The organism is Pseudoalteromonas sp. 2CM32C, from assembly GCF_023161925.1.
Lineage (GTDB): Bacteria > Pseudomonadota > Gammaproteobacteria > Enterobacterales > Alteromonadaceae > Pseudoalteromonas > Pseudoalteromonas marina.
On the sequence record NZ_JALNTI010000001.1, the window covers coordinates 132870 to 158078 of the forward strand.

General features: G+C 39.1%; 26 protein-coding genes. 9 read left to right on the forward strand and 17 right to left on the reverse strand.

The annotated features are described in order from the left end of the window. The first annotated feature begins 21 nt into the window (after nt 1–21). Complete coding sequence (locus tag MTF67_RS00610; RefSeq protein WP_006792791.1) at nt 22–786, forward strand: outer membrane protein assembly factor BamD; 765 nt, start codon at nt 22–24, stop codon at nt 784–786. Nucleotides 787–842: 56 nt separating this feature from the next. Here the strand turns inward: MTF67_RS00610 and glnB are convergent, their stop codons facing one another. Then, a complete protein-coding gene (gene glnB, locus MTF67_RS00615; protein ID WP_006792790.1) occupies nt 843–1181 on the reverse strand; it encodes a nitrogen regulatory protein P-II in 339 nt (112 codons plus the stop codon). A 159-nt stretch (nt 1182–1340) separates the two neighbouring features. On the opposite strand from glnB, the gene MTF67_RS00620 reads away from it, so the two are divergent. Together MTF67_RS00620 and MTF67_RS00625 are read left to right on the forward strand one after the other, a co-directional pair. Beyond that, entirely contained in the window at nt 1341–1892 is a 552-nt protein-coding gene (locus MTF67_RS00620) for a GspH/FimT family pseudopilin (RefSeq protein ID WP_006792789.1), read from the forward strand. Nucleotides 1893–1970: 78 nt separating this feature from the next. Further along, nucleotides 1971–2498: a GspH/FimT family pseudopilin gene (locus MTF67_RS00625; RefSeq protein ID WP_008132543.1), complete on the forward strand. Its 528-nt coding sequence runs from the start codon at nt 1971–1973 to the stop codon at nt 2496–2498. A 2-nt stretch (nt 2499–2500) separates the two neighbouring features. On the opposite strand, the gene MTF67_RS00630 is transcribed toward MTF67_RS00625, so the two are convergent. The 13 genes from MTF67_RS00630 to murJ all read right to left on the reverse strand — a co-directional run bounded on the left by MTF67_RS00630 (nt 2501) and on the right by murJ (nt 17487). Beyond that, nucleotides 2501–2917 (reverse strand): type IV pilin protein, encoded by a 417-nt coding sequence (locus MTF67_RS00630; RefSeq protein ID WP_006792787.1) that lies wholly within the window; start codon nt 2915–2917, stop codon nt 2501–2503. A 9-nt stretch (nt 2918–2926) separates the two neighbouring features. Continuing rightward, the gene (locus tag MTF67_RS00635) at nt 2927–6211 is read right to left on the reverse strand and encodes a PilC/PilY family type IV pilus protein (RefSeq protein WP_039036606.1); all 3285 of its coding nucleotides are present in this window, start codon (nt 6209–6211) and stop codon (nt 2927–2929) included. 1 nt (nt 6212) lies between these two features. Then, nucleotides 6213–6716 (reverse strand): hypothetical protein, encoded by a 504-nt coding sequence (locus tag MTF67_RS00640; RefSeq protein WP_010555936.1) that lies wholly within the window; start codon nt 6714–6716, stop codon nt 6213–6215. Further along, nucleotides 6704–7711, reverse strand: coding sequence for a PilW family protein (locus MTF67_RS00645; protein ID WP_082014415.1), 1008 nt, complete (start codon nt 7709–7711; stop codon nt 6704–6706). Before MTF67_RS00645 ends, MTF67_RS00640 begins: the two co-directional genes overlap by 13 nt. A 2-nt stretch (nt 7712–7713) precedes the next feature. After that, the gene (pilV, locus tag MTF67_RS00650; RefSeq protein WP_008132554.1) at nt 7714–8274 is read right to left on the reverse strand and encodes a type IV pilus modification protein PilV; all 561 of its coding nucleotides are present in this window, start codon (nt 8272–8274) and stop codon (nt 7714–7716) included. Nucleotides 8275–8380: 106 nt separating this feature from the next. Then, nucleotides 8381–9088 carry a LytTR family DNA-binding domain-containing protein gene (locus MTF67_RS00655; RefSeq protein WP_010555933.1) on the reverse strand — a complete coding sequence of 236 codons (708 nt, stop codon included), beginning with the start codon at nt 9086–9088 and terminating at the stop codon, nt 8381–8383. Continuing rightward, nucleotides 9085–10119 carry a histidine kinase gene (locus MTF67_RS00660; protein WP_039036605.1) on the reverse strand — a complete coding sequence of 345 codons (1035 nt, stop codon included), beginning with the start codon at nt 10117–10119 and terminating at the stop codon, nt 9085–9087. Before MTF67_RS00660 ends, MTF67_RS00655 begins: the two co-directional genes overlap by 4 nt. A gap of 40 nt (nt 10120–10159) precedes the next feature. Then, the gene (gene ispH / locus MTF67_RS00665) at nt 10160–11089 is read right to left on the reverse strand and encodes a 4-hydroxy-3-methylbut-2-enyl diphosphate reductase (RefSeq protein WP_039036604.1); all 930 of its coding nucleotides are present in this window, start codon (nt 11087–11089) and stop codon (nt 10160–10162) included. Next, a complete protein-coding gene (gene fkpB, locus MTF67_RS00670) occupies nt 11089–11529 on the reverse strand; it encodes an FKBP-type peptidyl-prolyl cis-trans isomerase (protein WP_039036603.1) in 441 nt (146 codons plus the stop codon). The genes ispH and fkpB overlap by 1 nt, the downstream gene beginning before the upstream one ends. Next, nucleotides 11526–12026: a signal peptidase II gene (gene lspA, locus MTF67_RS00675; protein ID WP_010555931.1), complete on the reverse strand. Its 501-nt coding sequence runs from the start codon at nt 12024–12026 to the stop codon at nt 11526–11528. Before lspA ends, fkpB begins: the two co-directional genes overlap by 4 nt. Before the next feature lie 12 nt (nt 12027–12038). Beyond that, nucleotides 12039–14867, reverse strand: a complete 2829-nt coding sequence (ileS, locus tag MTF67_RS00680) for an isoleucine--tRNA ligase (protein WP_248518465.1) — start codon at nt 14865–14867, stop codon at nt 12039–12041. 5 nt (nt 14868–14872) lie between these two features. After that, nucleotides 14873–15823: a bifunctional riboflavin kinase/FAD synthetase gene (gene ribF / locus MTF67_RS00685; protein ID WP_006792776.1), complete on the reverse strand. Its 951-nt coding sequence runs from the start codon at nt 15821–15823 to the stop codon at nt 14873–14875. A gap of 83 nt (nt 15824–15906) precedes the next feature. Then, nucleotides 15907–17487 carry a murein biosynthesis integral membrane protein MurJ gene (gene murJ, locus MTF67_RS00690; protein ID WP_268747284.1) on the reverse strand — a complete coding sequence of 527 codons (1581 nt, stop codon included), beginning with the start codon at nt 17485–17487 and terminating at the stop codon, nt 15907–15909. 252 nt (nt 17488–17739) lie between these two features. Between murJ and rpsT the strand changes: the two genes are divergently transcribed. Continuing rightward, on the forward strand, nt 17740–18000 hold the full coding sequence (gene rpsT, locus MTF67_RS00695; protein ID WP_006792774.1) for a 30S ribosomal protein S20: 261 nt from the start codon (nt 17740–17742) through the stop codon (nt 17998–18000). Nucleotides 18001–18065: 65 nt separating this feature from the next. On the opposite strand, the gene MTF67_RS00700 is transcribed toward rpsT, so the two are convergent. Then, the gene (locus MTF67_RS00700) at nt 18066–18449 is read right to left on the reverse strand and encodes a response regulator (RefSeq protein ID WP_006792773.1); all 384 of its coding nucleotides are present in this window, start codon (nt 18447–18449) and stop codon (nt 18066–18068) included. Nucleotides 18450–18562: 113 nt separating this feature from the next. Between MTF67_RS00700 and MTF67_RS00705 the strand changes: the two genes are divergently transcribed. From MTF67_RS00705 to smrA, 3 genes are all read left to right on the forward strand, one after another. After that, nucleotides 18563–19006 carry a hypothetical protein gene (locus MTF67_RS00705; RefSeq protein ID WP_039036602.1) on the forward strand — a complete coding sequence of 148 codons (444 nt, stop codon included), beginning with the start codon at nt 18563–18565 and terminating at the stop codon, nt 19004–19006. Nucleotides 19007–19113: 107 nt separating this feature from the next. Then, nucleotides 19114–19359 carry a hypothetical protein gene (locus tag MTF67_RS00710; protein WP_006792771.1) on the forward strand — a complete coding sequence of 82 codons (246 nt, stop codon included), beginning with the start codon at nt 19114–19116 and terminating at the stop codon, nt 19357–19359. Between the two features lie 128 nt (nt 19360–19487). Beyond that, entirely contained in the window at nt 19488–20066 is a 579-nt protein-coding gene (smrA, locus tag MTF67_RS00715) for a DNA endonuclease SmrA (RefSeq protein WP_039036601.1), read from the forward strand. Nucleotides 20067–20271: 205 nt separating this feature from the next. On the opposite strand, the gene MTF67_RS00720 is transcribed toward smrA, so the two are convergent. After that, nucleotides 20272–21192, reverse strand: coding sequence for a glyoxylate/hydroxypyruvate reductase A (locus MTF67_RS00720; protein WP_039036599.1), 921 nt, complete (start codon nt 21190–21192; stop codon nt 20272–20274). Nucleotides 21193–21347: 155 nt separating this feature from the next. On the opposite strand from MTF67_RS00720, the gene MTF67_RS00725 reads away from it, so the two are divergent. Then, the gene (locus MTF67_RS00725; protein WP_039036598.1) at nt 21348–23054 is read left to right on the forward strand and encodes a lysophospholipid acyltransferase family protein; all 1707 of its coding nucleotides are present in this window, start codon (nt 21348–21350) and stop codon (nt 23052–23054) included. Nucleotides 23055–23105: 51 nt separating this feature from the next. Here the strand turns inward: MTF67_RS00725 and dapE are convergent, their stop codons facing one another. Continuing rightward, nucleotides 23106–24290: a succinyl-diaminopimelate desuccinylase gene (gene dapE / locus MTF67_RS00730; RefSeq protein ID WP_039036597.1), complete on the reverse strand. Its 1185-nt coding sequence runs from the start codon at nt 24288–24290 to the stop codon at nt 23106–23108. A 262-nt stretch (nt 24291–24552) separates the two neighbouring features. Between dapE and MTF67_RS00735 the strand changes: the two genes are divergently transcribed. Then, nucleotides 24553–25206 carry an OmpW family outer membrane protein gene (locus MTF67_RS00735; protein ID WP_039036596.1) on the forward strand — a complete coding sequence of 218 codons (654 nt, stop codon included), beginning with the start codon at nt 24553–24555 and terminating at the stop codon, nt 25204–25206. Nucleotides 25207–25209: the final 3 nt, after the last annotated feature.

Here is a 25209-nt window from a genome sequence, read left to right on the forward strand (position 1 = left end):
ACATCGAAGGTAACAAATAAAATGATAAATAAAATAGGGAAACGTGCATTTGCCATCGTTTTTTCAGTTTCGGTACTTAGTTTAGGTGCCTGTTCGTCAGCACCTGACCAAGAAGACATTCAACGTGTACCAAATAGATCAGCACAAGCTTTATACGAAGATGCAAAAGAAACACTAGATTCAGGTTTATATGCCCGTGCAATTGAGCTTTTATCAGCGATTGATTCGCGCTACCCATTTGGGCCATTTTCAAAACAAGTGCAAATGGATTTAGTGTATGCTCATTACCAGTCGGGTAACACTGAACAAGCATTAGCAACCATTGACCGTTTTATCCGTTTGAATCCAAATCATAAAGATCTAGATTACATGTATTACATGCGTGGTTTGGTAAATATTAAAGCAGACAAAAACGCGTTCCAAGAATACTTTGGTATTGATAGAGCAGACAGGGATGCGAACAGAACCCGCGTTGCTTTTACTGATTTATCAACACTTGTAAAACGTTTTCCACAAAGCGGTTACGCACCAGAAGCAAAACGTCGTTTAGTATGGTTATTAAACCGTATGGCACGATACGAGCTAAAAGTAGCTACATACTACTATGAGCGCGAAGCGTACTTAGCAGCTGCTAACCGTGGTAAATTTGTAGTTGAACACTACTCTCAAAGTAGTTATTTAAATGCAGCCCTTGATATGATGCAAAAAAGCTATGAAAAATTAGGTTTAACCGAATTAAGTCAAAACGCTAAAAAAGCACAAGCGCTGAATAAAAGAACACAGTAAATACAAAAAAGGCGCTTTAAAGCGCCTTTTTACTGACTAAGCTATTTAAGCTTAAATTAGATTGCGTCTTCATCTTCCTCAGCGGTACGAATACGAACTACACGCTCAACCTCAGTGACAAATATTTTACCATCACCAATTTTTCCGGTTTGTGCAGTTTTAACAATAACTTCAATCGCGCGATCAACACTTTCGTCAGCAAGTACTATATCAAGCTTCACTTTTGGCAGAAAATCAACCATATATTCAGCACCACGATAAAGCTCAGTGTGCCCTTTTTGACGACCAAAGCCTTTTACTTCACTCACGGTCATGCCGTTAATGCCTACCTCTGACAGCGCCTCGCGTACATCATCAAGTTTAAACGGTTTTATAATTGCTTCTATTTTTTTCATATTAATTACTTTTTAAAGCCTTAGATGCCACGATTTTAGACAATCATAAGGTTCATAGCAAACAAAGCAATTGAATTACGGTGATAAATTAATCAGCCATGATATAATTTTGGCTATATAAGAATCGTAATATAAAAATTAGCTGTAAATGAGATCGTTATGAAGATTAAACAATCAGGATTCACACTTTTAGAATTAATGGTAACCGTCGCAATTGTTGGAATTATAGCATCTATCGCTTTTTGGAATAGTAGCGACATGTTAGAAGAAAACCGTGCTGAAAACTTTTTACTTGAGCTGAAAAGAAACATTAGCTACGCGCGTTCTCAAGCGGCAAGCACCGATGAAATAGTTGTAATATGTGCAGCGCAACATGGTGAAGTAAAAAACCAAAACGATAATATGCGATGCCGAAACCGATGGGATAGGAATAAAATTATTATTGTTTTTATCGACTCTGATAACAGTGGCCACTACAACAAATCCACCGACTCATTATTACGCGTTATGGAAAAAATTAGCCTAGAAGATAAAGTTAAATTTACAGGTAACTCAAGGCGGCTACGGTTTAATACCAGTGGCCGAATTACAACAAACCCAGGAGAGTTTGTTTTTTGTCCTAACAACGGCACAGATAACAATAAAGCCCTCAGTGTTTCTCAATCTGGTACGGCGTTTTATTTAGGTGATAGTGCAAAAACTTGCGGTTAAAAAACAACCAATCTAGCTTGTCATATTTTATTCATTTACTAAACTAAATTAAAAGATAATTAATTTAGGACTTCAGGGATGAGGTTATCAATATCGAAATGTAAAGGGATCACGCTTCTTGAACTAATGCTTACACTCGCTGTTGTAAGCATTATCAGTCAAATCTCTATGTGGTACTACCCAGATTTTCTAGCAAAAAACCGGCTAGAGAACCACGTTAATCTTCTGCATCGAACCATTAATTATGGGCGACTTTACGCAATAGAAAATAGCACTTACGTTACTCTTTGCTCGTTAAACGAAGGCGAGTGCTCAAAAGATGAATGGGATGGTCAAATGTCTTTGTTTATCGATCTAGATAAATCAACAACATTAGATGACGATGAATTGTTACTTAGTACCTTTGAAAGAATAAATGAGGCTGATGCGCTTGAATATCCTCGCACTGCAATTACGTTTCGCCCTGATGGCTCATTAAACGGCTTTCAAAATGGGACGTTTATTTACTGCCCAAATGAAAAAGCCAACCTCGAAGGGTTGGCTTTGTCGGTGAGTCAAACTGGCAGAATAAGAATTAAATCAACCGATAAGTGTCAAAAAAATTAAACTCAGCGGCCCCAGCAATAGTCAATATCTGAGTTACCTTTAGCACCTTTAGCGCCTTTTAGACCTGTATCGGTAACAGATAACTCCTTGCAGTCGTTATCACCTTTCACAGCACCTGCTATTGGCTTTGCTTTTATTGTAAATGCATTGCCATCGACGACATCAATGGATAATTCAAAATGTCCATTTTCGGTTTTATCTTGAAGTCCTAAGTCTGCAAATGTTTCTGTGTATTCACGGTTATCAACAAAAAACTGCTCTTGCTTATTAGCTGTATCTAAAAGTGCTGCAGCAGCTTCTGCTCTTGATGCCCGTTTTACATATTCAGTGTAATTGGGCACTGCAACCGCCGCTATAATGCCAACAATAGCCACCGCTATCATCAGCTCAATCAAGGTAAATCCACGTTGCTTATTCATTTTTATTCCTTAATTTCCAACTTCATCATTTTCTTCACGCTTATAGATATACGTTTGCTGCGTTCTAAATCCAAAGCCTAATGCGTTATCAGGGTTCACAAGCTGTACTTTACCATCAACCACATTTAAACCAGGACCAGTGATCTCCACCGGCTTCATTGGGTTTTGTGCATTTTCCCCTTTTATACCCGGTCCAATAAGATAAAATTGGCTTTCTTGTGTTACAGATAATGTTGGGTTGTCATCACACTTACCATCGCCATTACCATCTGCACACGAAGGACCTTCTCCAAAGTAAAGTTGCGGTGTATCTGGTACATCGTAACTGGTTGAAAATTTCAGGTCGTCATACACTTTTGTCCCGTAATGCAGGTGGAAAGCATACAATGAGCCACCCCCGCCACTAAGCGAACATTGGTTTTCTGTTGATGTTTCTGACGCTGGAGTAAAGCTAGTAAAGTACGCAACACCACCCACTACCGTCGAAGCGGCAAGCGACTTCTCTCCGGTGCCTAACTCATAGCGCCAACCATTGAATTTTGCTAAATCTATTTCTAGGTCTACAAAATCGTCCACATCATCAAGTGCATTACCAAATGGGTCTGAATTCATCAGCATCAAATCATCTGGTTTAATGGTGTCTGGTGCGTTAGTTTTAAAAGTTTGTGTAACTGTGTTTTCATCTCTTATCATGAACAGTTGGTCTTGCTCATTTGTACCCGTTGGTTTAGAACGGTTACCACTACCAATAACTATTGCATCATACGGTGTATCTAAACGTGTAATCACCTTTTTACCGTTAACCGTCGTTTCTGATACTTTGCTATAAATAGTACGCGCAACAAGCGGCTTGTAAAAAAAGCGTCTATCCTCTGTTGCTTTGTTACTGCCAAGTTCTGCCAGTTTAAAATGGCTAAAATCATTGGTATTTGTGCCTGGCATATCTATACGCCACACATCACCGCCTGTATCGGCTGCGTATATTCTGTCTATGTAGCCGTCATAGTCAGAATCTAACGTAGTAATATCTGCAGCAATGCTGTGCTTGCCCTTAAACCCATTAATGTTAGGCGTTAATGCCCACACTCGTTTACCTGTTTCAGCCTCAACAATATAAATACCTCGTCCTATACTGTCTTCGCTTCGAATGGCCTCATCCTTATTTGTGTCATAACCTGCTCCAAATACAAGTAATGGTTTATCGCCAAATGCTTTAATATAAGCAATCTGCGGCTTAGACCATGTTTGCCCCAGCTCTTGAAATTGACCTTTACCGCCTTCAATTGGGTTATCCCACAGTTTTTTAGGCTCATCTGGGTTAGTAATATCCAGTGCATAGTAATTTTCACCACCGCGGCGCATACCTGCAAACGCCCATACTTTGTCGTCCCCACTGGCATCAATAATGCCATCATTTAATCCATCGCTGTTAAGGTTTTTATTACTAAAATAAACACTAATGGGTCCATCCATACCGTAAACTTTTGTATCGGCTTGGTTATTCCTAAGCGGCTCAATAATGTCGTATAAGGCTGAAGGAATAAATGCCCAGCTTTCACTCACACTGGTATCAGAATCTTTAAACATATGTAAAAAGCCTGCATTAGTGCCAATTAAAACCCTAATATCATCGTTACCATAATCGATAGCTACGGGCTTAGAATGTAAAGGGTCGCCAAATATATCATTTCGCTGATCAACGCGAGATCCATCGCCATCTTCATCGTCTACGTCAATACCCATTGCCCATTTAATATCATTACTCGATAAACTAATTGGGTTATCGTCAACCAAATCAAGAATGTCTGTTACAGTACTTGTATTAAACGTAATAACTTGTCCTTGATTCTCTGTGTATAAGTTACGGCTGTCTGAATCAAGATTAGTTAAATGAAGATTTACTCCACCTTGGGCCACCAAATTACCATCAGCAGCTTCACCGCTAGGTAACCAAAACGTTTTGGCACTTTCGTCAATAAGTCCATTTTCATCAAGAGCTTGGTTACCTGTTGAGTCAACAATTTGACTGCCTGATACTTTTAACTTTTTTAGGTTACCGCGCCAACGGGCACCGGTTTCAGGGTAAAACATAGCAAAATATATTGCGTCGCGGCTTCGGGTTTGATCCACGTTATTACTTGCCACAGAAGGCGATGAAAAGCTGTCGTTTACCTCTCTAATACGAGAAATTGTATTTTTGAGTGCTTCAGATAAAGCTTCTGCAGTTCTGGCCTCAATGTATTGGCCGCCACCAACTCTTGCCGCTTTATCAAGTAAATCAATACCCCCTTGACTCATACCAGTACCAAAGCCAATGGTATAAAGCCGACCTGTATCTAATACATCAGTTGATGGGGTATACAAATCTACCTTAGTGTCTGACGTACCATGAAGTATTTTTGCCATTGCAACTAAATAGCTATCATCATACGTGCCATCATCAAAAGGAATATCGTCATTAAAATAACTGTTGTGAGTTTGAGCAATAGATGTGTCTCTGCCATCATCGTTAGTAGGGTCACCATCAGTCATTAAGATTACATTTATTGAATTATCGCATCGCAACGGGTCACCATTATTTGGTTTAAACGGCGATGTATAAACCACTGAATTATCTGCACTTTTATCTCTGTCGTTCACATTAAAAGCATAATCTAAACTTTGCCCTGTGATATATCGATATGCCTCCCACAATGTCTCAGTCATTGGTGTAGAACCACTGGCAGGCAAGCTATTAATATCGCTTATTAAACTTGTTTTGTCAGTGCCTAGCTTAGCTACAACATACCCCCCCACATTGCTACGAAACCTCATTAGACCAAAATCGATATCACTATTATCGTTGACTAGCTGAGTCATTGCATTTTTAGCGACGTCAATTCTACGATCATGGCAATCTGCAACGGCAACTCCATTTACACCTATGTAGCACTGCTCATCAAATTCTGCATATTCATCTTTACTAGCAAAACAAGTGACATTTTCATAATAAACTTGTCCACCACCACCGTTTCCATTCCCGTTTCCATTCCCGTTTCCATTCCCGTTTCCGTTTCCGTTTCCGTTTCCATTACCATTGCTTTGAGTAATCTTTTTTATATAACAAACTTGATTATCACCATTAATGACACTCCAATCCATACTGCCTGACGTATCGAATATCATTAGTACTCTTGGGTTTTCATCAGTCTCTACGTTATGATTTACATATAACTCAATGTCTTCTGCGCTTGCCGTTGCACTGACCGCTAAGCCAAGTAATGCCGCTAGCACTTTGTTTAATTTAAAATTCATCTTAAATTCCCTTACTCATACTAGCCATTTCTTGTGCTACACCTGTCACAATTGTGAGTGAATGCTTTGCTTTAGATCCATATTCAACGGTAGTAGCAACTTGTACCATGTTGCACGATATACCCGCTGTAAAGTTAAAGCGCCTTGGGCATTCTAAATCAAGTGCACCTTGATTTAAGTTAATCATTTTACTTTGCATATCGCCGTGTGTTGCAATTGTCATACCTTCACCGTTGTCTCCAGAATGGTGTGAGACTTCATCGGGTGTTAAAAAAAACTGGTTTGCAGCCCCTTTGTTAGCCTCATCAGAAATCATTCTTTGAACTTCACCAATAAGTTCGTTTTCAGCGACTTCTCGTTCTTGCGCTGCATTTGTAATTTTAACGTCAATACTGCTGCTACTCATCAGTGTTACAGCAATACCAGTGACGGCTATTACCATAATTAATGCAGTAATAAGCACAACACCCTGCTGTTTGTTAGGTGAGTTTTTTAAATACGCCATAAGTTTGATCCAACGTTGTTTAATCGAATTGTGGTAGTAAATACGGTGCGTCTGTAACTGTCATTAAATGTTAACTGACGCTTATTATCGTCTTCGCCCAAGGTATATGTTTGGTTCTTTAATTTAAGCCCCGGATCTTCTTGTAAAGCTCTTATCAATAAGAATACTTGAACGGTTAAAATACCCTTTCGATCTTCCCAGTCTGAATGTTCCATATCGCCGATACTTTTATAGGTATCAATGCGGCTGTCACTATTTGTGTCGAGGCCAAAAACAAAGCGCATATTTTCTACGCCTTCCATTATTGTCTCTGTAGAAATATTAGCCCCTACCAAGCGTTTTCTCATCAATGCAGGAACAGTAATATTTTTATTATTAACTTTGTACGTTTGCTCTGAAATGTAATAAACGTGGTGGCTATAAGGCCAAACGGTTGCATTAATATTTAGCGCACCAGCATTGACTACGCCGCGAACAAATTGCGCCTTTTCTTGCTCTGCAACAAAGTAGTTTTGACCTGCTTGGGTTTCGTTTCCTGCGGCTCCTACTGTTAAGCGGTTACCTTGTAAAAATTTAAGCTGTAAAATATCTGTACTTTTAACAGGGTTACTCACGCAATTTAGTTCTTTGGACTCTTCTGCAACCTTTGCATAAATAGTTCGAAAGTTAGTGGAAGATGCTAAATCAGGAAAACTCCCGTTATTAGCCCCTTCAAAACAATCTGGTGCAGGAGTTGTTGCCGTCGCCCTTGTTGTATTCCCTGCGACAAAAGAGTCATCGTAGTATGTGCCCCAAAATCCAATTTGTTCTATATCACGCTGCATAATGTTAATAGCAAGGCGCGCAGACTCTTGGATCTCACCTATGGTCATGGTGTCTTTTGTGGTTACTTTCATGCCAATGTAGGTGAACATAACGCCGCCAAGTACTAAGCCCCCTATAAAAAGCGAGATCATCATTTCTACAAGGGTAAAACCTTTTTGCTTAATGCTCATGCTTAACTCCTAAGATAAATGTAACTAGTTAAAACCACTAAACGGCGCTTTTTGTCTGATTCGCCACACTCAATTGCGGCTGTTGCATCATTGGCTGTAAATTCTTGTCTGCCTTGCCATGAAATAATCACTTCTAAATTAAATGCTTTACCACCTGAGCCACCAACTGCTGTTGGCCTAATACACACAGTTGCATCATCTAAGGCGCCTGTATTTTCTCGCGCCCTAATCGCGCGTTTCCATTGTTCTAAATCTAAAGCTGCAACTTGCGCTGCACTGCAGCTTGCTGTGAAGCAAGTTTGAGACGTTGTTGTAGAGGTTTCACTATTAAATGTTTTAGCGTAAAGCCCAACTAATTGCGGTGTATCATTTGCACGAATACGTTGAATAATATCGTTTCCTAGCGCAACAGCAGCAGCTCGCTGCATAGAATCAAAACTTGCCTGCTTAGCTTTAGCTTGCAAAGCCACGGCCCCTAATAAGCCAAAACTTAAAATTATAAATGCAATAAGTACTTCAATTAGTGTGAAGCCTTTTTGAAATTTTGTTTGAGACGATTGCATACCAAAACCAAATAAAAAATTGTCTGATTGTAAGTTTATGGCATTAAAATTTAGATTCAATACTTACTAGGATAAGCGGTAGGATTTGTTGATAAACGGTTAACAGCTAGGCATTTAATATATCTTTAACTGCTTTTAGTTCCCGTCGGCTTACAGCTAAGTGCTCTTTGCAACCAACAAGTTCTATTGTATGTACCCCTGTATTTTGTGTTTTCAAACATAGCAGCTTACTTTTGTTTACTAAGGTATTTCTATGAATTCGTAACAACTGGGCGGGGTAAAGTAGCTCTAACTGTTTTAAGCTCTGCTCTATAAAGGCTTCTCCACCTTCAAAAACCATGTTTGTGTATTTTTGCTGCGCGATAAAATAAATAATGCTGTCAAGCTCTACACTTTTTATAACCCCTGCCACCTGGTAACTAATTTTAGCTGATTGCTGTTTTTGCACATGCGCTTTATTTAAACGCCCTAGCTGATCTAGCACTTTACTTAAAGATTGGTCGGTAATAGGTTTAACTAGATATCCCGCAGCACTTAATTGCAGGGCATCTAATGCATGCTCTGGGTGAGCCGTAACAAACACAATAGCGGGTGGTAAAGGCATTCTGTTTAGCTTATGCGCTACCTCTAAGCCATTCATTCCTGGCATATCGACATCTAAAAAAATTAAATCAGGGTTATACTTTTTAGCAAGCTCTAACGCTTCATTCCCATTCGCTGCCTCTGCTTTTATCACTATGCTTTTGTCAACTGCTAAAAGCCGTTTTAATCGCGTCCTAGCTAATGGTTCATCATCAACAATCAGTACATTCATACGCTATTCTCAATATGTTTAGGAATAACGACTTTCACCCTGTATACGCCATCCCTATTAGTAATAGTAAGCTGCGCTTTATTTTTATAATAAATATTTAAACGCTGGCGAATATTATCAAGTGCCATTCCATTATTAGGCCTAGTCTGCTCCTTTGAAGCTGTAATTGGGTTTGAAACAATCATTGTTATATAGCCGGTGGTGATATGCAGCTCTACATTTATTGTCGCGCCGTCTTCACTTGTTTCAACACCGTGGCATACTGCGTTTTCAATTAATGGCTGAAGTGTTAAACACGGTATATTTAATGCTGGTAAATCTGAGGGAATGTGCCAATTAACTTTTAATCGCTCACCAAAGCGCCAAGTTTCTAAGGCAATATATTGCTTACTTAGTGTTACCTCATCGTTTAATTGCACGCTTTGCCCTGAACGCATTGCCGCTTGTGACAATGCAGCTAATGCTAAAATAGCTTGCTCTGCAGCCGCGGCATCGTGATGCGTTAATTCTGCCGCTGTATTTAAGCTGTTGTATAAAAAGTGTGGACGAATTCGTGCTTGCAAAGCGTCTAACTCAGCACGGGAAAGTGCCTTAGTTTGTTGCTCTTTTTCAGCATAGATAAGCAAAAACTGCACAAATAAAGCAACCAAAAATGCAACAATAATAGTATTTTGAATAACAAAATAAATAAGGTGTTCAGTTGTATTTATATCAAACGCAAAGCGCGAAAATAAAACACTGAATAGGCTGGTAAATAATAAAAAAGAAACAAAAAAGAGCGAAAGTTGTAGGGCACGTGTACGCTTTTGTAAAAAGTGCCGAGCTATATATAACGAGGAAGTACTTGATAAAACAATTAAATGTAAAAATAGGCTAATTATTCCAAGCCTAAGCCATATATCACCCTGAGCATGCGGAGAAAATGCTAAAACAACCGCAATCACTTGAGTGACAACAAGCGAAGCAAGCACACCTCGCTCATTAAAAAGAGCTGAAAAAAGCAATACATCCGATTGAGGCGCTTTGCTCATCACAGCTCTCCTTGTAATCTAAATAATTAATTTATATAGATTAACGCAGCTCCACAGGAACAGCAAATACGATATTTTCTTCTTCACCTGGGTTTTCTACAACTTGTGTTCCACCCAACTCTTTTAAACGACTTATTACCTGCTGTACAAGCACTTCAGGTGCTGACGCACCAGCCGTAACCCCTACTGAATTAGCACTTGAAACCCACTGTTCTTGTACATCAGTAGCATCGTCAATTAAGTAAGCCGTTGTGCCCATTTTATCTGCAAGTTCACGCAAGCGATTTGAGTTTGAGCTATTTTTCGCACCAACAACTAATAATACATCAACCTTATCAGCTAGGTCGCGAACAGCATCTTGGCGATTTTGAGTCGCGTAACAAATATCATCTTTACGCGGGCCGTCAATTGCAGGAAATTTATCTCGTAATGCATCAATTACATCAGCAGTGTCATCAACAGAGAGCGTTGTTTGACTACAATAAAACAAGTTTTCTGCATCTTTAACATTAAGTGCAATAACATCGTCTACGGTTTCTACTAAATAAATACCGCCAGCATCATTGTCGTATTGCCCCATGGTGCCTTCAACCTCGGGGTGACCATGATGGCCAATTAAAATACATTCTATACCCTTACGGCTTGCGCGGGTTACTTCCATATGTACTTTAGTTACAAGCGGACAAGTCGCATCAAATACTTTTAACTCTCTGCGCTTGGCTTCAGAGCGTACCGCTTGAGATACACCATGCGCACTAAAAATAACAATGCTGTCGTCTGGTACTTGGTGTAATTCTTCTACAAACACTGCGCCTCGGTTTTTTAAGCCGTCGACAACATATTTGTTATGAACAACCTCATGACGTACGTAAATTGGCTTTTCGAAAATATCTAAAGCGCGCTCTACTATACTAATTGCTCTATCAACGCCTGCACAGAAGCCGCGTGGGTTAGCTAATAAAATATCCATTAGCCTTCTACCTCAATAATATCAACTTCAAATGTTAAACGCTGGCCAGATAGCGGATGGTTAAAATCAATAGTAACCGACTCACCCTGCACTTCACGCACTAAGCCCGGAAGCTCTGTACCATCAGGTTGAGTAAACGCAATAATAGCACCTACTTTCGCAGGTGTTTCTGCGCCAAATTTACTACGATCAACATAATAAATGTTATCTGGATTTGGCTGACCAAATGCATCTTCAGGTTCTAATTCAAACGTTTTGCTTTCGCCTGCGCTTAAACCTAATAGGCACTTCTCAAAATTTGCCGTTAAGCTGCCATCGCCCATTGTTAACTTTGCAGGTTTGTTGTGCACTTTAGTTGAATCAGCGGCAGAGCCATCTTCAAGTTTTATAGAAAAATGAAAAATAACTTGCGAGTTTTCACTAATTACAGCTTGGCTCATGCTTTATGCTCCTTCGGACTCTCACCTGTAAAGGCGTCAAATAATAACAATGCCGCGCCTACACAAATAGCACAGTCAGCAAAGTTAAATACTGGAAAATGTGAGTCTTCATAAAATACGTGAATAAAGTCAATTACATAACCGTAAGCAATACGGTCGTATAAATTACCAATAGCGCCAGCAAGCACTAACGAGTAAGCACCACATAACACTTTATTAGTTGCGGGTAATCTTTTTAGCCACCACACCAATAAGGCACTTATAGCAATTGCAATTGCGCTTAAAAACCAACGTTGCCAACCACCAGCATCACTTAAAAAACTATAAGCAGCACCATAGTTATGCACATAGGTAATACTAAAAACAGGTAGTAAATTAATAGACTCGCTATAAGCCATAGTATTTACAACAAGTGTTTTACTGGCAAAGTCTATTGCTAAAAGCAATAGACTCAACCATAACCACACTAAACCACTTTTTTGGGCTAGTTTGCTCACTAAAAACATCCCCTAAGCGAATTGACGCTTTTCGCCTTCGCCATCAACATTACTAACACAACGACCGCAAATTTCTGGGTGAGCAGGCTCAATACCTACATCGTCGCTGTAATGCCAACAACGTTCACATTTGGCGGCATCTGTTGCTGCAACACTAATGTACAAACCTTCAATTTCTGTTTCTTGCGTATCTGCAGGCTGGCTATCAACATGCGCTACATTAACAGCTGACGTTAGCAGTACAAAACGCAACTCATCACCCAATGCTGTTAATTTGTTTGCCAGCTCTTCGCCCGCAAATAAATTAACTGTAGCTTGAAGAGCCGCACCAATAACTTCTTCTTTACGTGCCGCTTCTAATAAACGGTTCACTTCGTCACGTACGTTTAAAATTGCTTGCCAGTCATCATTACTAAACTGGGTATTTGTTGGTGCTTGTAAACCTTCATACCATACTGATGTAAATACGTAATCGCTACGTTCTCCAGGTAAAGCTTCCCAAATTTCTTGTGCTGTAAAGCTCATAATTGGTGCCATCCAACGCGTCATTGCTTCAGCAATGTGGTAAAGCGCAGTTTGACAAGAACGTCGTGCATGGCTGTCGCTCTTAGCTGTGTACTGACGGTCTTTAATTACATCTAAGTAGAACGAACCAAGCTCACCCGTACAGAAGTTCATTAGCTTTTGCGTAACTAATAGCATTTGGTAGCTATCGTAAGCAGCTAAAATCTCGTCTTGTAACTGTGCTGCACGGCCAACAATCCACTTATCAAGCTCAACCATATCGTCAACAGCAACCTGATCTGTTTTAGGATCAAAACCATTTAAGTTAGCTAATAAGTAACGGCTCGTATTACGAATACGGCGGTAGCGATCTGCAGAGCGTTTAAATATTTCATCCGATACAGTCATTTCAGCCGTGTAGTCGGTAGACGCGACCCATAAACGTAGAATATCAGCACCTAACTTATTCATAACGTTTTGTGGAGAGATAACGTTACCCAGTGACTTAGACATTTTTCTGCCGTTTTCATCAACAGTAAAGCCATGTGTAAGCACTTGTTTATAAGGGGCATGACCATTAATTGCAACCGATGTCATCATCGACGACATAAACCAACCACGGTGTTGATCCGACCCTTCCAGATATAAATCTGCTGGACCTACTAATTCTTCACGAGCATCAACAACACACGCATGCGACACGCCTGAGTCAAACCATACATCGAGTGTATCTTGCACTTTCATGTATTGTTTAGCGTCTTCTTCGCCAAGAAGGGTTTCAGGATCTAAGTCGTACCATGCTTGAATACCTGACTTCTCAACTAATGCGGCAGCTTGCTCAATAAGCGCTTGGGTATTTGGGTGTAATGCACCGGTGTCTTTGTCAACAAATAAAGCAATGGGTACACCCCAAGTACGTTGGCGAGAAATACACCAATCTGGGCGACCTTCGACCATGTTTGAAATACGGCTTTCACCCCACTCTGGTAACCACTGCGTATTTTTAATTTCAGCAAGTGAATCTTTACGTAAGTTAGCCTGATCCATGCTAACAAACCATTGTGGCGTAGCACGGAAAATAATAGGGGTTTTATGACGCCAGCAATGTGGGTAACTATGAGTAAGCGCATGGTGATGCACTAAAGCGCCACGCTCTTTTAATACTTCAATTACGCTCGCGTTAGCTTTAAATACATGCTGGCCTGCAAATAACTCCGTATCAGGCAAATACACACCGTTAGCGCCAACTGGATTAGCAACTTCTAGGTTATAGTTTAAGCCTGCCACGAAATCTTCTTGACCATGACCCGGTGCTGTATGCACCACGCCAGTACCTGAGTCCGTAGTTACGTGTTCTGCAACAATCACCGGTACATTAAAGTCATAAAAGGGATGCGCTACTTGCAAGTTTTCAAGTGCAGCACCTTTTACGTAACCTAAAACATGGTAATGATTAAAACCAAAACGATCCATAGCATCTTTTACAAGCTCTGAACCTAAAATTAAACGCTGCTCAGCGCCTTCATCTTCAACTTGTACTAATGCATATTCTAAATCAGCATGAACTGCGACTGCACGGTTTGCAGGAAGCGTCCATGGTGTTGTAGTCCATATTACAGTACCAACATCACCTTTACCTTTATGCCCTTGTGCCATATCAAATGCATTAACTACGGCGTCTTGATCATCAAAAATAAAACGCACATCAATGGCTGGCGACTGTTTATCTTGATACTCAACTTCAGCTTCAGCTAATGCAGAGCCACAATCAGTACACCAGTGCACAGGTTTTGCACCTTTGTGTAGGTGACCATTTTTAATAATACGACCAAGTACACGAATTGCATTCGCTTCAAAGTCAAAATTCATTGTTAGGTAAGGCTTGTCCCAATCGGCAAACACACCTAAACGTTTAAAGTCTACTTTTTGACCTTCAACTTGCTTTTTAGCATAAGCGCGGCATTTTTCGCGAAACTCGCTCGCAGTTACTTTAACGCCAGGCTTACCTACTTTTTTCTCAACCATTAGCTCGATTGGTAAACCGTGACAGTCCCAACCTGGAATATATGGTGAGTCGAAATCTGATAAGGTTTTAGACTTTACAATAATGTCTTTTAAAATTTTATTTACTGAGTGACCTAAGTGAATGTCGCCATTCGCATATGGAGGACCGTCATGCAAAATAAAGGTTTTTTTGCCCTTTTTAGCGCTGCGGATTTGACCGTATAGGTCGTCTTCATACCATGCTTTTAGCATTTTTGGTTCACGTTGTGCCAAATTGCCACGCATTGGAAACGGTGTTTCCGGTAAGTTCAAAGTATGTTTATAGTCGCTCATTTATCCTACATTCCGTCTCTATCGGCTACCTGATTTAAACCAAAACACTGTTTAGCGGCGGCAACGTCTGTTGCTATTTGCGCCGTTAATTGTGTTAATGTCTCGAATTTTTTTTCATCGCGGAGTTTTTGTATCAACTCAACGTGCATAAATTGTCCGTAAATGTCTTGTGCAAAGTCAAAAAGATGAACTTCCAGAAGTGCACGTGTCCCATTAAATGTGGGTTTATTGCCTATATTAGCAACCCCAAAAACCTGTTTCCCTGCAATAGTCGCTTGCACAGCAAATACCCCATTCACGGGGCAAACTTGGCGCTTTAGCGCTATATTTGCAGTTCTAAAGCCAAGTTCACGGCCTCGTTTCCAACCGTGTATAACACGCCCAGAAATCGCATAATTATGACCAAGCATCACTTTTGCATCGGCTAAGTTGCCACATGCCAATGCCTCACGTATTAACGTGCTACTTACTCTAGCATTTAACTGATGAAAACTCGCAGTGCTTTGTACATCCATGCCTGCTTGTTTGCCCATATTTACAAGTAAATTAAAATTACCTTTACGTTGTTGGCCAAATCTAAAGTCGTCACCCACCGTTAACGCTTTAACACCGAGTTTTTTTATTAGTATCTCGTTTACAAACTGTTCTGCATGCATATTTGCAAACCGCTGGTTAAAGCTAATACAAATTACACGTTCAATGCCTAAATCACTTAATAAACGTAACTTGTCGCGTAAGCGAGTTAACCTTGCTGGGGCATTATTTTTTGCAAAAAACTCTTGAGGTTGAGGCTCAAACAACAACACCGTACTGGGTAAATTGTGTGCTTTTGCGTCAGCTAACAAGCCTTTTAATACTTGCGCATGACCTAAGTGAACGCCGTCAAAATTACCAATAGTTAACACACACCCAAAATGGTGTGGGCGAATATTGTGTATACCTCTAATTAACTCCATGCCACCTAAAGCCTTTTTTCAGCAAGTATTATCACGACTTATATCAAGGAAAAGCCACAAGGCTGCCGATTATAATCTTTTTTTTAGTTTGATTCAGTAATTGCTACACTTTTTATCGTATTTAGTCTTACACCCATTAAAAAGAGCATTGAAAAATAGCTAACTCCTGCTAATACAACAAGGGCAATTAATAATATAACTTGTTGTGCGAAAGCCCACGAGGCCCAGAAATAGTAACTACTTACATACCATGTAACACAGCCCATGACTAAACTTGCAACGATGCACTTTATAGTGAAACGCAAACTCATAGAAGAAAACTGATAAACATTTTCTTTTTTTAGCTGCCTATAAAGTAAAAATGCATTACAACTGGCTGACATTGATGTAGCGAGTGCTAACCCTAAGTAACCTATAAAAGGGGCTAACATAATATTAAATACCATATTTAGCACAAGGGTTATAATACCAATGCGTACGGGCGTTTTAGTATCTTGACGTGAATAAAACCCAGGCGCGAGCACTTTAATCAACATAAAACTAACTAACCCAACAGAGTAAGCTACAACACCTAAACTTACCGCTTTTACATGATCAACACTGTCCTCTTTAAAGGCACCATGATCGAATAGGACCGTAATTATAAGTGGGCTTATTATCATTAAGCCAACCATTGCTGGTATACCTAAAAATATTACAAAGCGAACTCCCCAATCTAACGTATGCTGAAAATCGCTCAATTTTTTACTGCTGTGCAATTTAGAGAGTGCGGGTAAAATGACAGTGGCTATACCAATCCCAAATAAACCAAGCGGAAACTCTATTAGCCTGTCTGAGTAATAAAGCCATGCTATAGAACCTGTCATCAGTAACGAGGCAATCATAGTATCTAGTAATAAATTAATTTGGCTTATCGATACGCCAAACAATGCAGGCAGCATAAGCTTACGCACTTTTTTGACGTTTTCGTCATGCCAAGCCCAACGCGGGCGAGCCAACATTTTAGCGCGGAATAAAAAAGGTAATTGAAATAACAACTGAACAATGCCACCGACAAATACACCTATAGCGAGGGCATATGCACCAACACTGAACTTATCATGTAAAAAAATTGCACAGGTGATTATTGATATATTGAGTAACACAGGGGTAAATGCCGCAACGGCAAAACGGTTGTAAACATTCATTACCGCACCGCTCAGCGCGACTAAACTTACAAACAACAAATACGGAAAGGTAAATTTTAATAACGAACTGGCCAGCTCAAACTTTTCTGCATTGGGGCCGCCTTGCCACCAATCAATAAACCAGCCGGTACCAAATAAAGCGGCGATAACCGGCGAAGCCACTACACCAAAAATAGTCACTAACAATAAAATAGTGCCCAGCGTACCTGCAGCTTGGGCAACAAAGAGCCTAACTTTATCATCACCTTGTTGCTCTTTTATTTCACTTAAAACGGGTACGAATGCCTGTGCAAAAGCGCCTTCTGCAAATAAGCGACGTAAAAAGTTAGGAATTCGGTTAGCAAATAAAAATACATCAGCCGCAGCACTTGCGCCAAGTAAATTGGCAACAACTGCATCTCTTACGAGCCCTAAAATACGCGAGATCATAGTCATACAACTAACAATCATACCGGAGCGAAATAAACCTTTTGACACCTTAAACCTACTTAAAAATCCCTAAGATACGCGATTATGCCACAGTCTTTTTTATAAATCGCTTTAAAGCACTAGGCTGGGGGTCTGTGCTTTGTTACAATAGCGTCATTAACTGCTAAAGCGGCAAATTAATGTTCGTTATAAGGAGCAGTTTTTCTTGAATAGTTAAATTTAATTGACATTCATGATAGAAACAGGCATATTCCACGGCCTTTAATTTAAGCTTTATTTTAAGATTGTTAGGAGCAAACCTTGGCTAACATCAAGTCTGCAAAAAAACGCGCTATCACTAGCGAAAAGAACCGTCAGCACAACGCAAGCCGTCGCTCAATGATGCGCACTTACTTCAAAAAAGTAGTTGTTGCTATTGAAGCTGGCGATAAAGAAGCTGCACAGCAAGCTTTTTCTGTTGCTACACCTATCCTAGACCGTTACGCAACTAAGGGTCTAATCCACAAAAACAAAGCAGCTCGTCATAAGAGCCGTTTAGCAGCTAAGATCAAAGCGCTATAATTTGTTTTTGTTAGAATATAAAAAACCGGCTTTTGCCGGTTTTTTTTTACTTAAAAGTTTTTGGACTACATAATTTCTAAATCTGGATAAAACTTTTTAAGCATGGCTGCTATTTTTTTAGGTGTAAACGGTTTTACGATAAACCCTTTAGCGCCTTTATCTATGGCATCTTTTACATTTTCAACAGCTGAATGCGCAGACACCATAATTACATTCGTTTCTGGACTCATCTCGTTGATTTGTGCAATTAATTCTTTTCCGTCTCCATCCGGTAACTCAATATCCAAAAAAATCATACTGTATTTTGCTGCTTGGCATTCACTAATACACTGTGAGGCAGTAGATGCTTCCTTTACATTGTCTATCCCTAGATGCATGAGCGTTTGGCTCAAAAAACTACGCACCGTGCTAACGTCATCCACTATTAAAATTGATAGCTGCGTGTCCATCTTCATTCCTCATAGGCTATAAGCTAACTTTACGTTATTATAATAATTAGCTTAGTATATAAATTTACTATTTGAATTATAAAGACCTATGTAAAAAAGGCCAGATCTGCTTTATGTCAAAAACACCAAAAAAACAATCCTTGCTAGGTAAAACACCGGCAAAAAAAAATACAACACAAAAAAATAAAACTCGGGCAGCTTCTCAAAGGCAGGCACAAACTAAACAACACACTATTGATACAGAGTTAAATAGCCAAAACCCTAAACCTAAAAAAGGGCTGTTAATAACGCTCGCTATTATTGCAGTTATCATTATAGCTTTTCCAAAACCAACTTTACTCACCTATAAAAAATTAGGGATGGTTAGCAAAAGTATTTATTGGCCTGGTGTATTTGGATACGGTGCAACGCTTGTTGACTCGCATTTACATCCTAAGTTTGACGATAAGCGTAAATCTCTTTATTTATGCAGTGATTTACAGAATCCTCAGAGCTGCCAAAAGTATCAAGTTATTGCTGACGACGGTCTCATTTCAGCGATTAAAAGTTACTTTTAGCATTAATAAAACTAATCTGAAAAATGTAAAATTACTTGGTTGAAAGGTGCGCAAAAGATCACCATAATGGCGCTCCTTTTTTCAACAACTGAACTATTGAAACGACCATGCTAAATGAGCTAGATTGGCTTTTAAACACGATACTACTTGCACTAGGTTTAGGTGCATTCTTTATTAACCACATAACATTACTGCGCGTAGCCGCCATAAGTGCATGTGGCCTGTTATTTTTATCATTTAGCTTAGATCTTATGTCGTCGAGTGTTATTTCAAATATGAGTTTAGTATTGATCAATACATTTTATCTGTTTAAGGTTTATACATTTGGGCAACTTAATGTAACTCAGAGCTAACAATTTCCCCTAGAATATTTTATAGCCCAGCATTGCTGGGCTTTTTTATTGTATAAATCAAAATGGTTGGGTAATTAGGTGAACTAAGATAATATTGACCTCGTACTACATTATTTTGAGATTTCGGTATGTCCTTATCTGATTTTGATTTGTTTTTATCTTCTATGGAAGATGTGACCCCTATTAGCAGTGATACTATTAAACCGTTATCAAGCAGCCCTCATTCTTCACTTGCGCAACAACAAAAGCGACAAGCGGCCGAAAATACTCTATCAACAGATGAAAACTACTTAAGCACAGAGTCTGTAGAGCTTGTTGAACCATTTGCTATATTAAGCTTTAAAAAAGACGGAGTACAAGGCCCTGTATTTAAAAACTTACGTTTAGCAAAGTATCAAGTTGATGCGACCTTAGACCTTCATGGCCAGCTACTTAAAAATGCACGCAATACGCTCTTTAATTTTATTAATGACTGTCAGCAGCAAAATGTACGCGTGGTGCTTATTAGGCATGGTGTAGGAATTAAAAATAAAACTAAACCAGGAATACTAAAAAGTTTTGTAAATAAATGGCTAACTGAATTACCGGCGGTTTTGGCATATCATACTGCACAGAGGCATCATGGAGGGAGTGGTGCGACTTATGTTTTACTCAAAAAAAGTGCCGATAAAAAACACGAAAATAGAGAAATCCACAGCAAGCGCTAAACTCGCTGTGGTGCCATTCTATAAAATAGTTGGCTGATTAAACCAAGCAGATACGCCTAATATTATTATAGAAATTACAATTAAGCTTAATCTAGCACCACCCTGATTTGTTTTCATTTCACCCTCTTTATATTTTTATTGTTGAGAACATATACAACATTAATAAAAATTACATATGTTAACAAGCTGTTTCTTTAAATATTTATCAATATCCTTTCGTTCTATCTATTCGATTATTTAAAGTAATACCTTGCTGCAAGCGTTCAACGTTTTCTGCTATTTGTGCTGCAACACTGTTTATATCTGATAATGCTGCACAATGCGGTGTAAGGGTTATTTTATCATGCTGCCAATAAGGGTGTTCTTTACTAAGGGGTTCGTGTTCAAACACGTCAATGACTGCAGCCCGAAGCGAATTCTCTTCTAAGGCTTTAAGTAAATCCGCTTCTATAACATGCTCTCCTCGTGCAACATTAATAATAACAGCATGATTAGGCAGCATACTAATTGTACTTTTATTGATAATACCTTTCGTTTTTTTGGTTAATGGCAACAAACAGACTAGATAATCAATGTTGCTAAGCATATTTTGAAGCCCTTGTTCGCCATAAAATAAATTAACTGTATTACTGGTTTTATGTGTATGAGCCCAAGCATTTACAGTAAAGTTATTGGCAATAAGTCGATTCGCACATGCTTTGCCTAGCTCCCCAAATCCCAAAATACCTACATTGTTTTGTTGATAAGCCCTTTTGGGCTTCCATTGGTGCTGCGTTTGCTTAATAAAGTATTCTTTTAATCGCAATTTTTGCGCTAAAACATGCGTAAGCACATATTCGGCCATATCTTGTGCCAATTTTTCATCAACTATACGCACCACATCTACGTCATCACCAAGCAAATTTAAATCAATACTGTCTACACCCGCACCAAATGACGATACCGCTTTAAGGTTTGGCAACTTTGCCCACATATCATGCGGTGCTTTCCATGCTAATACAAAATCAATAGTTTCTAGGTTATTGCAATCTGGCCACTGCTGTATTTTTGTAGAGGGTAATCGGGCTTGTAATTGCGCTATTAACTTTGTGTTATCTCGACCTGTAATTGCTACTAATACCGACATAGTTACTTCCAAATAAGTTTTTATAAAATCCATACTGACTAATCAACACTTGGCACCCTTTACACTTTAAAAGGTCACACAACTGCAAAATAACTGTCACACCCTTTTTTTACTCTACAGATATGGCAGTCGTGCTAAATTAAAAAGAGGCTTGTATGATCAGTGTTGATAAAGTAATTGCAGCAAACTTACCACAATTAGAAAGCTCACCAAAAGTAAAAAGCCTAGTAAAAAAGGGATTAGGCTATTTACTACATGAACAAGAGTTTGTGGCCTTTGCCGACACCTACCCTCATTTACAAGGGCTAGAATTTGTTGAACAAGTTCTCGATGAGCTTAACTTTGATACACGTTACAAGCCAAAGCAAATAGAGCATATTCCTAGCGAAGGTAAATTAATTATTGTTGCAAACCACCCTATAGGCTCTTTAGATGCGCTTGCATTAATTAAAGTGATCTCAAGCGTAAGAAAAGATTTAAAGGTTGTTGCTAACCGTATGCTCATGTCGGTGACTCCAATGCACGACTTACTTTTACCTGTAAATAACTTATCTGGCACAAGTAAAAAACAAGAGCTTTATAATATTCACCAGCATTTAAAAAATGAGGGGGTATTATTGATATTTCCCGCTGGTGAAGTATCACGGCTGAGCCCTACAGGTATCAAAGATTGTAAATGGAACAGCGGTTTTTTGCGCATGGCAAAAAAAGCCAATTGCCCTATATTACCTATTTATATAAAAGCTAAAAACAGCCCATTATTTTATGGGACTTCAATAATTTACAAACCCTTAGCAAGCTTGTTACTAGTAAAAGAAATGTTTAAACAACGCCAGAAATCGTTAGAGTTTGAAATTGGTGCGTCTATTCCTCCAGCGTCATACCTCATAGAAAATTTAAAAGATAAAGAGATTGTTAATTTAATACGAAAGCAACTGTATCGCCTAACAACTAAAAAAACCTTACCACTTAAAACACAAACTCCTATTGCTGTTCCTGAGTGTAGGAAAGAGCTTAAAAAAGCAATAGATGCGTGTCAGCTTCTGGGGGAAACACAAGATGGTATGCATATTCATTTATATCAATATACGGGTAGCTCACCTATTTTTAGAGAGCTAGGTAGGTTGAGAGAAATAGCTTTTAGAGCTGTAGGTGAAGGCAGTGGAAAACGCCGTGATATTGATAAGTACGATATGGACTATCAACACTTAGTTCTTTGGGACCCAACACAATTAGAGCTGGTAGGCGCGTATAGGCTAGCTTGCGCTAAAGAAATAATTGATAAACATGGCCGTAAAGGGCTGTATACCGACAGTTTATTTACTTATAGCACTGAAATGGGCCCCTACCTAGAGCAAGGAATTGAACTTGGTCGTAGCTTTGTTCAACCAAAATATTGGGGGCGTAAAAGCCTAGATTACCTATGGTACGGCATTGGCGCTTATGTTAAAAACTACCCACAATATCGTTATTTATTTGGCGCTGTTAGCGTGTCTAATACGTTACCTGACCCGGCAAAGGCCATGCTAGTGTATTACTATCAGCATTATTATAAAACCGATGAAGTACTTGCGACTCCAAACAATGAATTCAAACTAAGCGAACATGAACTTGCGCAGTGTGACATGATTTTTTGCAAAAACGACGTTAAAGAAGACTTTGTAGAACTAAAGCATGTGCTTGCTAATATGGGTGCGCAAGTTCCCACTTTATTTAAACAATATACAGAGCTATGTAAGCCTGGTGGAGTAAAATTTTTAAGTTTTAGCGTAGATCCCGACTTTAACAATTGCATTGATGGTTTAGTATTGGTGGACTTGCAAAATGTTAAAGATAACAAAGCAAAGCGATACTTAAGCTAATTGAAGCGAGGTTACCCTCGCCACTATCTGGGTTTTATTTGAAAACTAACATTACCGTTCTATATAAATACGTGAAAGTAAGTCATAATAAATTGCTTCAACTTTTATTAAGTCATCAATAGAGACGTGCTCATTAACCTGATGAATTGTATGGTTTCTTAGCCCACATTCAATTACTTGAGTATGGCTGTTAGCAAAAAAACGACCGTCAGATGTGCCACCACTGGTACTTAGAACTGGGTAGTTTCCAGTTTGACTATGTATGGCCTGTTCAACACAAGTAATTAAACTCCACTTACTCTTAGGTTGGGTATAGTATGGTTCACATGGACGCTCCCAATTAATCGTTGTGTAACGTGAAAATGCATCCAACGAATTGCTCAATATTGATTTAATTTTTTCACTGCTGTACCTATGGCTATAGCGAATATTAAATGTTATTTCGCATTGACTAGGGACCAAATTATCGACCACATTGTCAATATTTATGCCTGTTACTTGCAGTGTTGTTTTTGAGCCTGCGTCATCTAAGTACCACGCTTGTTCACTCAGTTTATTGACTATTTTGGCACTAATATGTGCGGCGTTAATGGTATTTTGAGGATAAGCTACATGACCTGCCCTGCCCTTTACCAGAATACGTGCTGAAAGTGCACCGCGTCGACCGTTTTTAATTGTATCGCCAACATGTGTCGAACTCGTTGGCTCGCCTACAATACATCCGTCTAAAACAACCCCATTTGAAGAAAGCTTATTGGCTATTTGCGCAGAGCCAAACTCAGCCTCGCCTTCTTCATCAGAGGTAATGAGCCAATAAAAAGTCCCCACTTTTGATGATGTGTTATTTATTAATTTTTTTGTGGCAGTTAGCATAGCTGCGACACCCCCTTTCATATCAGCGGCACCTCTTCCGTAAATTACCCCATCAATTATTCTTCCATCAAACGGAGGGGTTAGCCAGTCACCATTATCTGCGGGAACCACATCAATGTGCCCTGAAAAAGCGACACACGGTCCCTCATTGAATTTAATATGCGCAATTAAGTTAGTGACACCACTACTCGTAAACTTTTCACAGCAAAAACCTAGCTCACATAACTGCTCAACCAGCCAATCTATTGCGCCGGCTTGATTCGGCGTCACTGATTTAAATTTGATAAGCGTTTGTAGTTTCTTTATTAATTCGGCGTTTAACCTTTGAGAAGTGACTGCTTGTTGTGAAACAACTAAAGACATTTTTTAACACCTTTATTACTAAGTAAGGCATTATTAAATAGTGAGAGTATGACTAAGAGATGTCAGCTTTTATACATTCTGATGATTATTACTTATATAGATTGTCAATCATTGCTGTTACGAAACAGCGTCAAAATTAATCTAAATCAATAAAATACTTTTCAACGTTCAATCATTTTTGAAACTTTGATCTAGAACAGGTTTTCCATATTTGTTAAGCGTAATAATGGCGTCAATCAAAAAGTAGTTCTTGGAGAACAACATGAAAACCAAAATTAGCATTGCACTATTAACCTCTTTATTAGCACTCTCTCCAGCTGCACACGCTAACTTCAGCGTAAATCTGGGCGCTATTAACGTTAACCCAGATAACAGTGGCTCTGCAATTAACGAAGCCCCTTCATTAGGTCTAAAAGGTGATTCGAATACTCAGCTAGGTATTACGGTAGACTATGCATTTAATGACAATTGGGTATTAGAATTGATTGCTGCTACGCCATTCTCTCATGATGTAAATGGAACAGGCGGCCTGGCTGGTAATAAAATTGCTAACATTAAACACTTGCCCCCCTCGTTAGTGGCACAGTATCACTTTTTAGATACAAGCTATCAGCTTAGACCATTCATAGGTGTTGGTGTTAATTATACAACCTTTTTTGATGAACAGCCTTCGCAAGCTCTTAAAACAACCCTTGGTACAGACGATGTTAAAGTTGAGCTTGATGACTCTTTAGGGTTTTTAGTACAAGTAGGGGCTAATTATAAAATGGATGATCACTGGGGACTCCACGCAATGGTTTCTATAATGGATATTGATACAGATGCAACTGTGTACGCTAACAATGCAAAAGCATTAACATCAACAGTTGAGCTTGACCCTGTAGTGGCAATGTTTGGTGTGAAGTATAGTTTTTAAAGT

What these genes read in the sequence shown, in the direction of transcription:
- ribF (WP_006792776.1), bottom strand. Translation starts at nt 15,823, where the DNA reads ATGGAGTTAATTAGAGGTATACACAATATTCGCCCACACCATTTTGGG.
- MTF67_RS00625 (WP_008132543.1), top strand. Translation starts at nt 1,971, where the DNA reads ATGAGGTTATCAATATCGAAATGTAAAGGGATCACGCTTCTTGAACTA.
- MTF67_RS00620 (WP_006792789.1), top strand. Translation starts at nt 1,341, where the DNA reads ATGAAGATTAAACAATCAGGATTCACACTTTTAGAATTAATGGTAACC.
- ileS (WP_248518465.1), bottom strand. Translation starts at nt 14,867, where the DNA reads ATGAGCGACTATAAACATACTTTGAACTTACCGGAAACACCGTTTCCA.
- MTF67_RS00660 (WP_039036605.1), bottom strand. Translation starts at nt 10,119, where the DNA reads ATGAGCAAAGCGCCTCAATCGGATGTATTGCTTTTTTCAGCTCTTTTT.
- dapE (WP_039036597.1), bottom strand. Translation starts at nt 24,290, where the DNA reads ATGTCTTTAGTTGTTTCACAACAAGCAGTCACTTCTCAAAGGTTAAAC.
- fkpB (WP_039036603.1), bottom strand. Translation starts at nt 11,529, where the DNA reads ATGAGCCAAGCTGTAATTAGTGAAAACTCGCAAGTTATTTTTCATTTT.
- pilV (WP_008132554.1), bottom strand. Translation starts at nt 8,274, where the DNA reads ATGCAATCGTCTCAAACAAAATTTCAAAAAGGCTTCACACTAATTGAA.
- MTF67_RS00645 (WP_082014415.1), bottom strand. Translation starts at nt 7,711, where the DNA reads ATGAGCATTAAGCAAAAAGGTTTTACCCTTGTAGAAATGATGATCTCG.
- MTF67_RS00705 (WP_039036602.1), top strand. Translation starts at nt 18,563, where the DNA reads ATGTCAAAAACACCAAAAAAACAATCCTTGCTAGGTAAAACACCGGCA.
- MTF67_RS00735 (WP_039036596.1), top strand. Translation starts at nt 24,553, where the DNA reads ATGAAAACCAAAATTAGCATTGCACTATTAACCTCTTTATTAGCACTC.
- MTF67_RS00710 (WP_006792771.1), top strand. Translation starts at nt 19,114, where the DNA reads ATGCTAAATGAGCTAGATTGGCTTTTAAACACGATACTACTTGCACTA.
- MTF67_RS00635 (WP_039036606.1), bottom strand. Translation starts at nt 6,211, where the DNA reads ATGAATTTTAAATTAAACAAAGTGCTAGCGGCATTACTTGGCTTAGCG.
- glnB (WP_006792790.1), bottom strand. Translation starts at nt 1,181, where the DNA reads ATGAAAAAAATAGAAGCAATTATAAAACCGTTTAAACTTGATGATGTA.
- MTF67_RS00720 (WP_039036599.1), bottom strand. Translation starts at nt 21,192, where the DNA reads ATGTCGGTATTAGTAGCAATTACAGGTCGAGATAACACAAAGTTAATA.
- MTF67_RS00725 (WP_039036598.1), top strand. Translation starts at nt 21,348, where the DNA reads ATGATCAGTGTTGATAAAGTAATTGCAGCAAACTTACCACAATTAGAA.
- MTF67_RS00640 (WP_010555936.1), bottom strand. Translation starts at nt 6,716, where the DNA reads ATGGCGTATTTAAAAAACTCACCTAACAAACAGCAGGGTGTTGTGCTT.
- MTF67_RS00610 (WP_006792791.1), top strand. Translation starts at nt 22, where the DNA reads ATGATAAATAAAATAGGGAAACGTGCATTTGCCATCGTTTTTTCAGTT.
- smrA (WP_039036601.1), top strand. Translation starts at nt 19,488, where the DNA reads ATGTCCTTATCTGATTTTGATTTGTTTTTATCTTCTATGGAAGATGTG.
- MTF67_RS00655 (WP_010555933.1), bottom strand. Translation starts at nt 9,088, where the DNA reads ATGAATGTACTGATTGTTGATGATGAACCATTAGCTAGGACGCGATTA.
- MTF67_RS00630 (WP_006792787.1), bottom strand. Translation starts at nt 2,917, where the DNA reads ATGAATAAGCAACGTGGATTTACCTTGATTGAGCTGATGATAGCGGTG.
- ispH (WP_039036604.1), bottom strand. Translation starts at nt 11,089, where the DNA reads ATGGATATTTTATTAGCTAACCCACGCGGCTTCTGTGCAGGCGTTGAT.
- MTF67_RS00700 (WP_006792773.1), bottom strand. Translation starts at nt 18,449, where the DNA reads ATGGACACGCAGCTATCAATTTTAATAGTGGATGACGTTAGCACGGTG.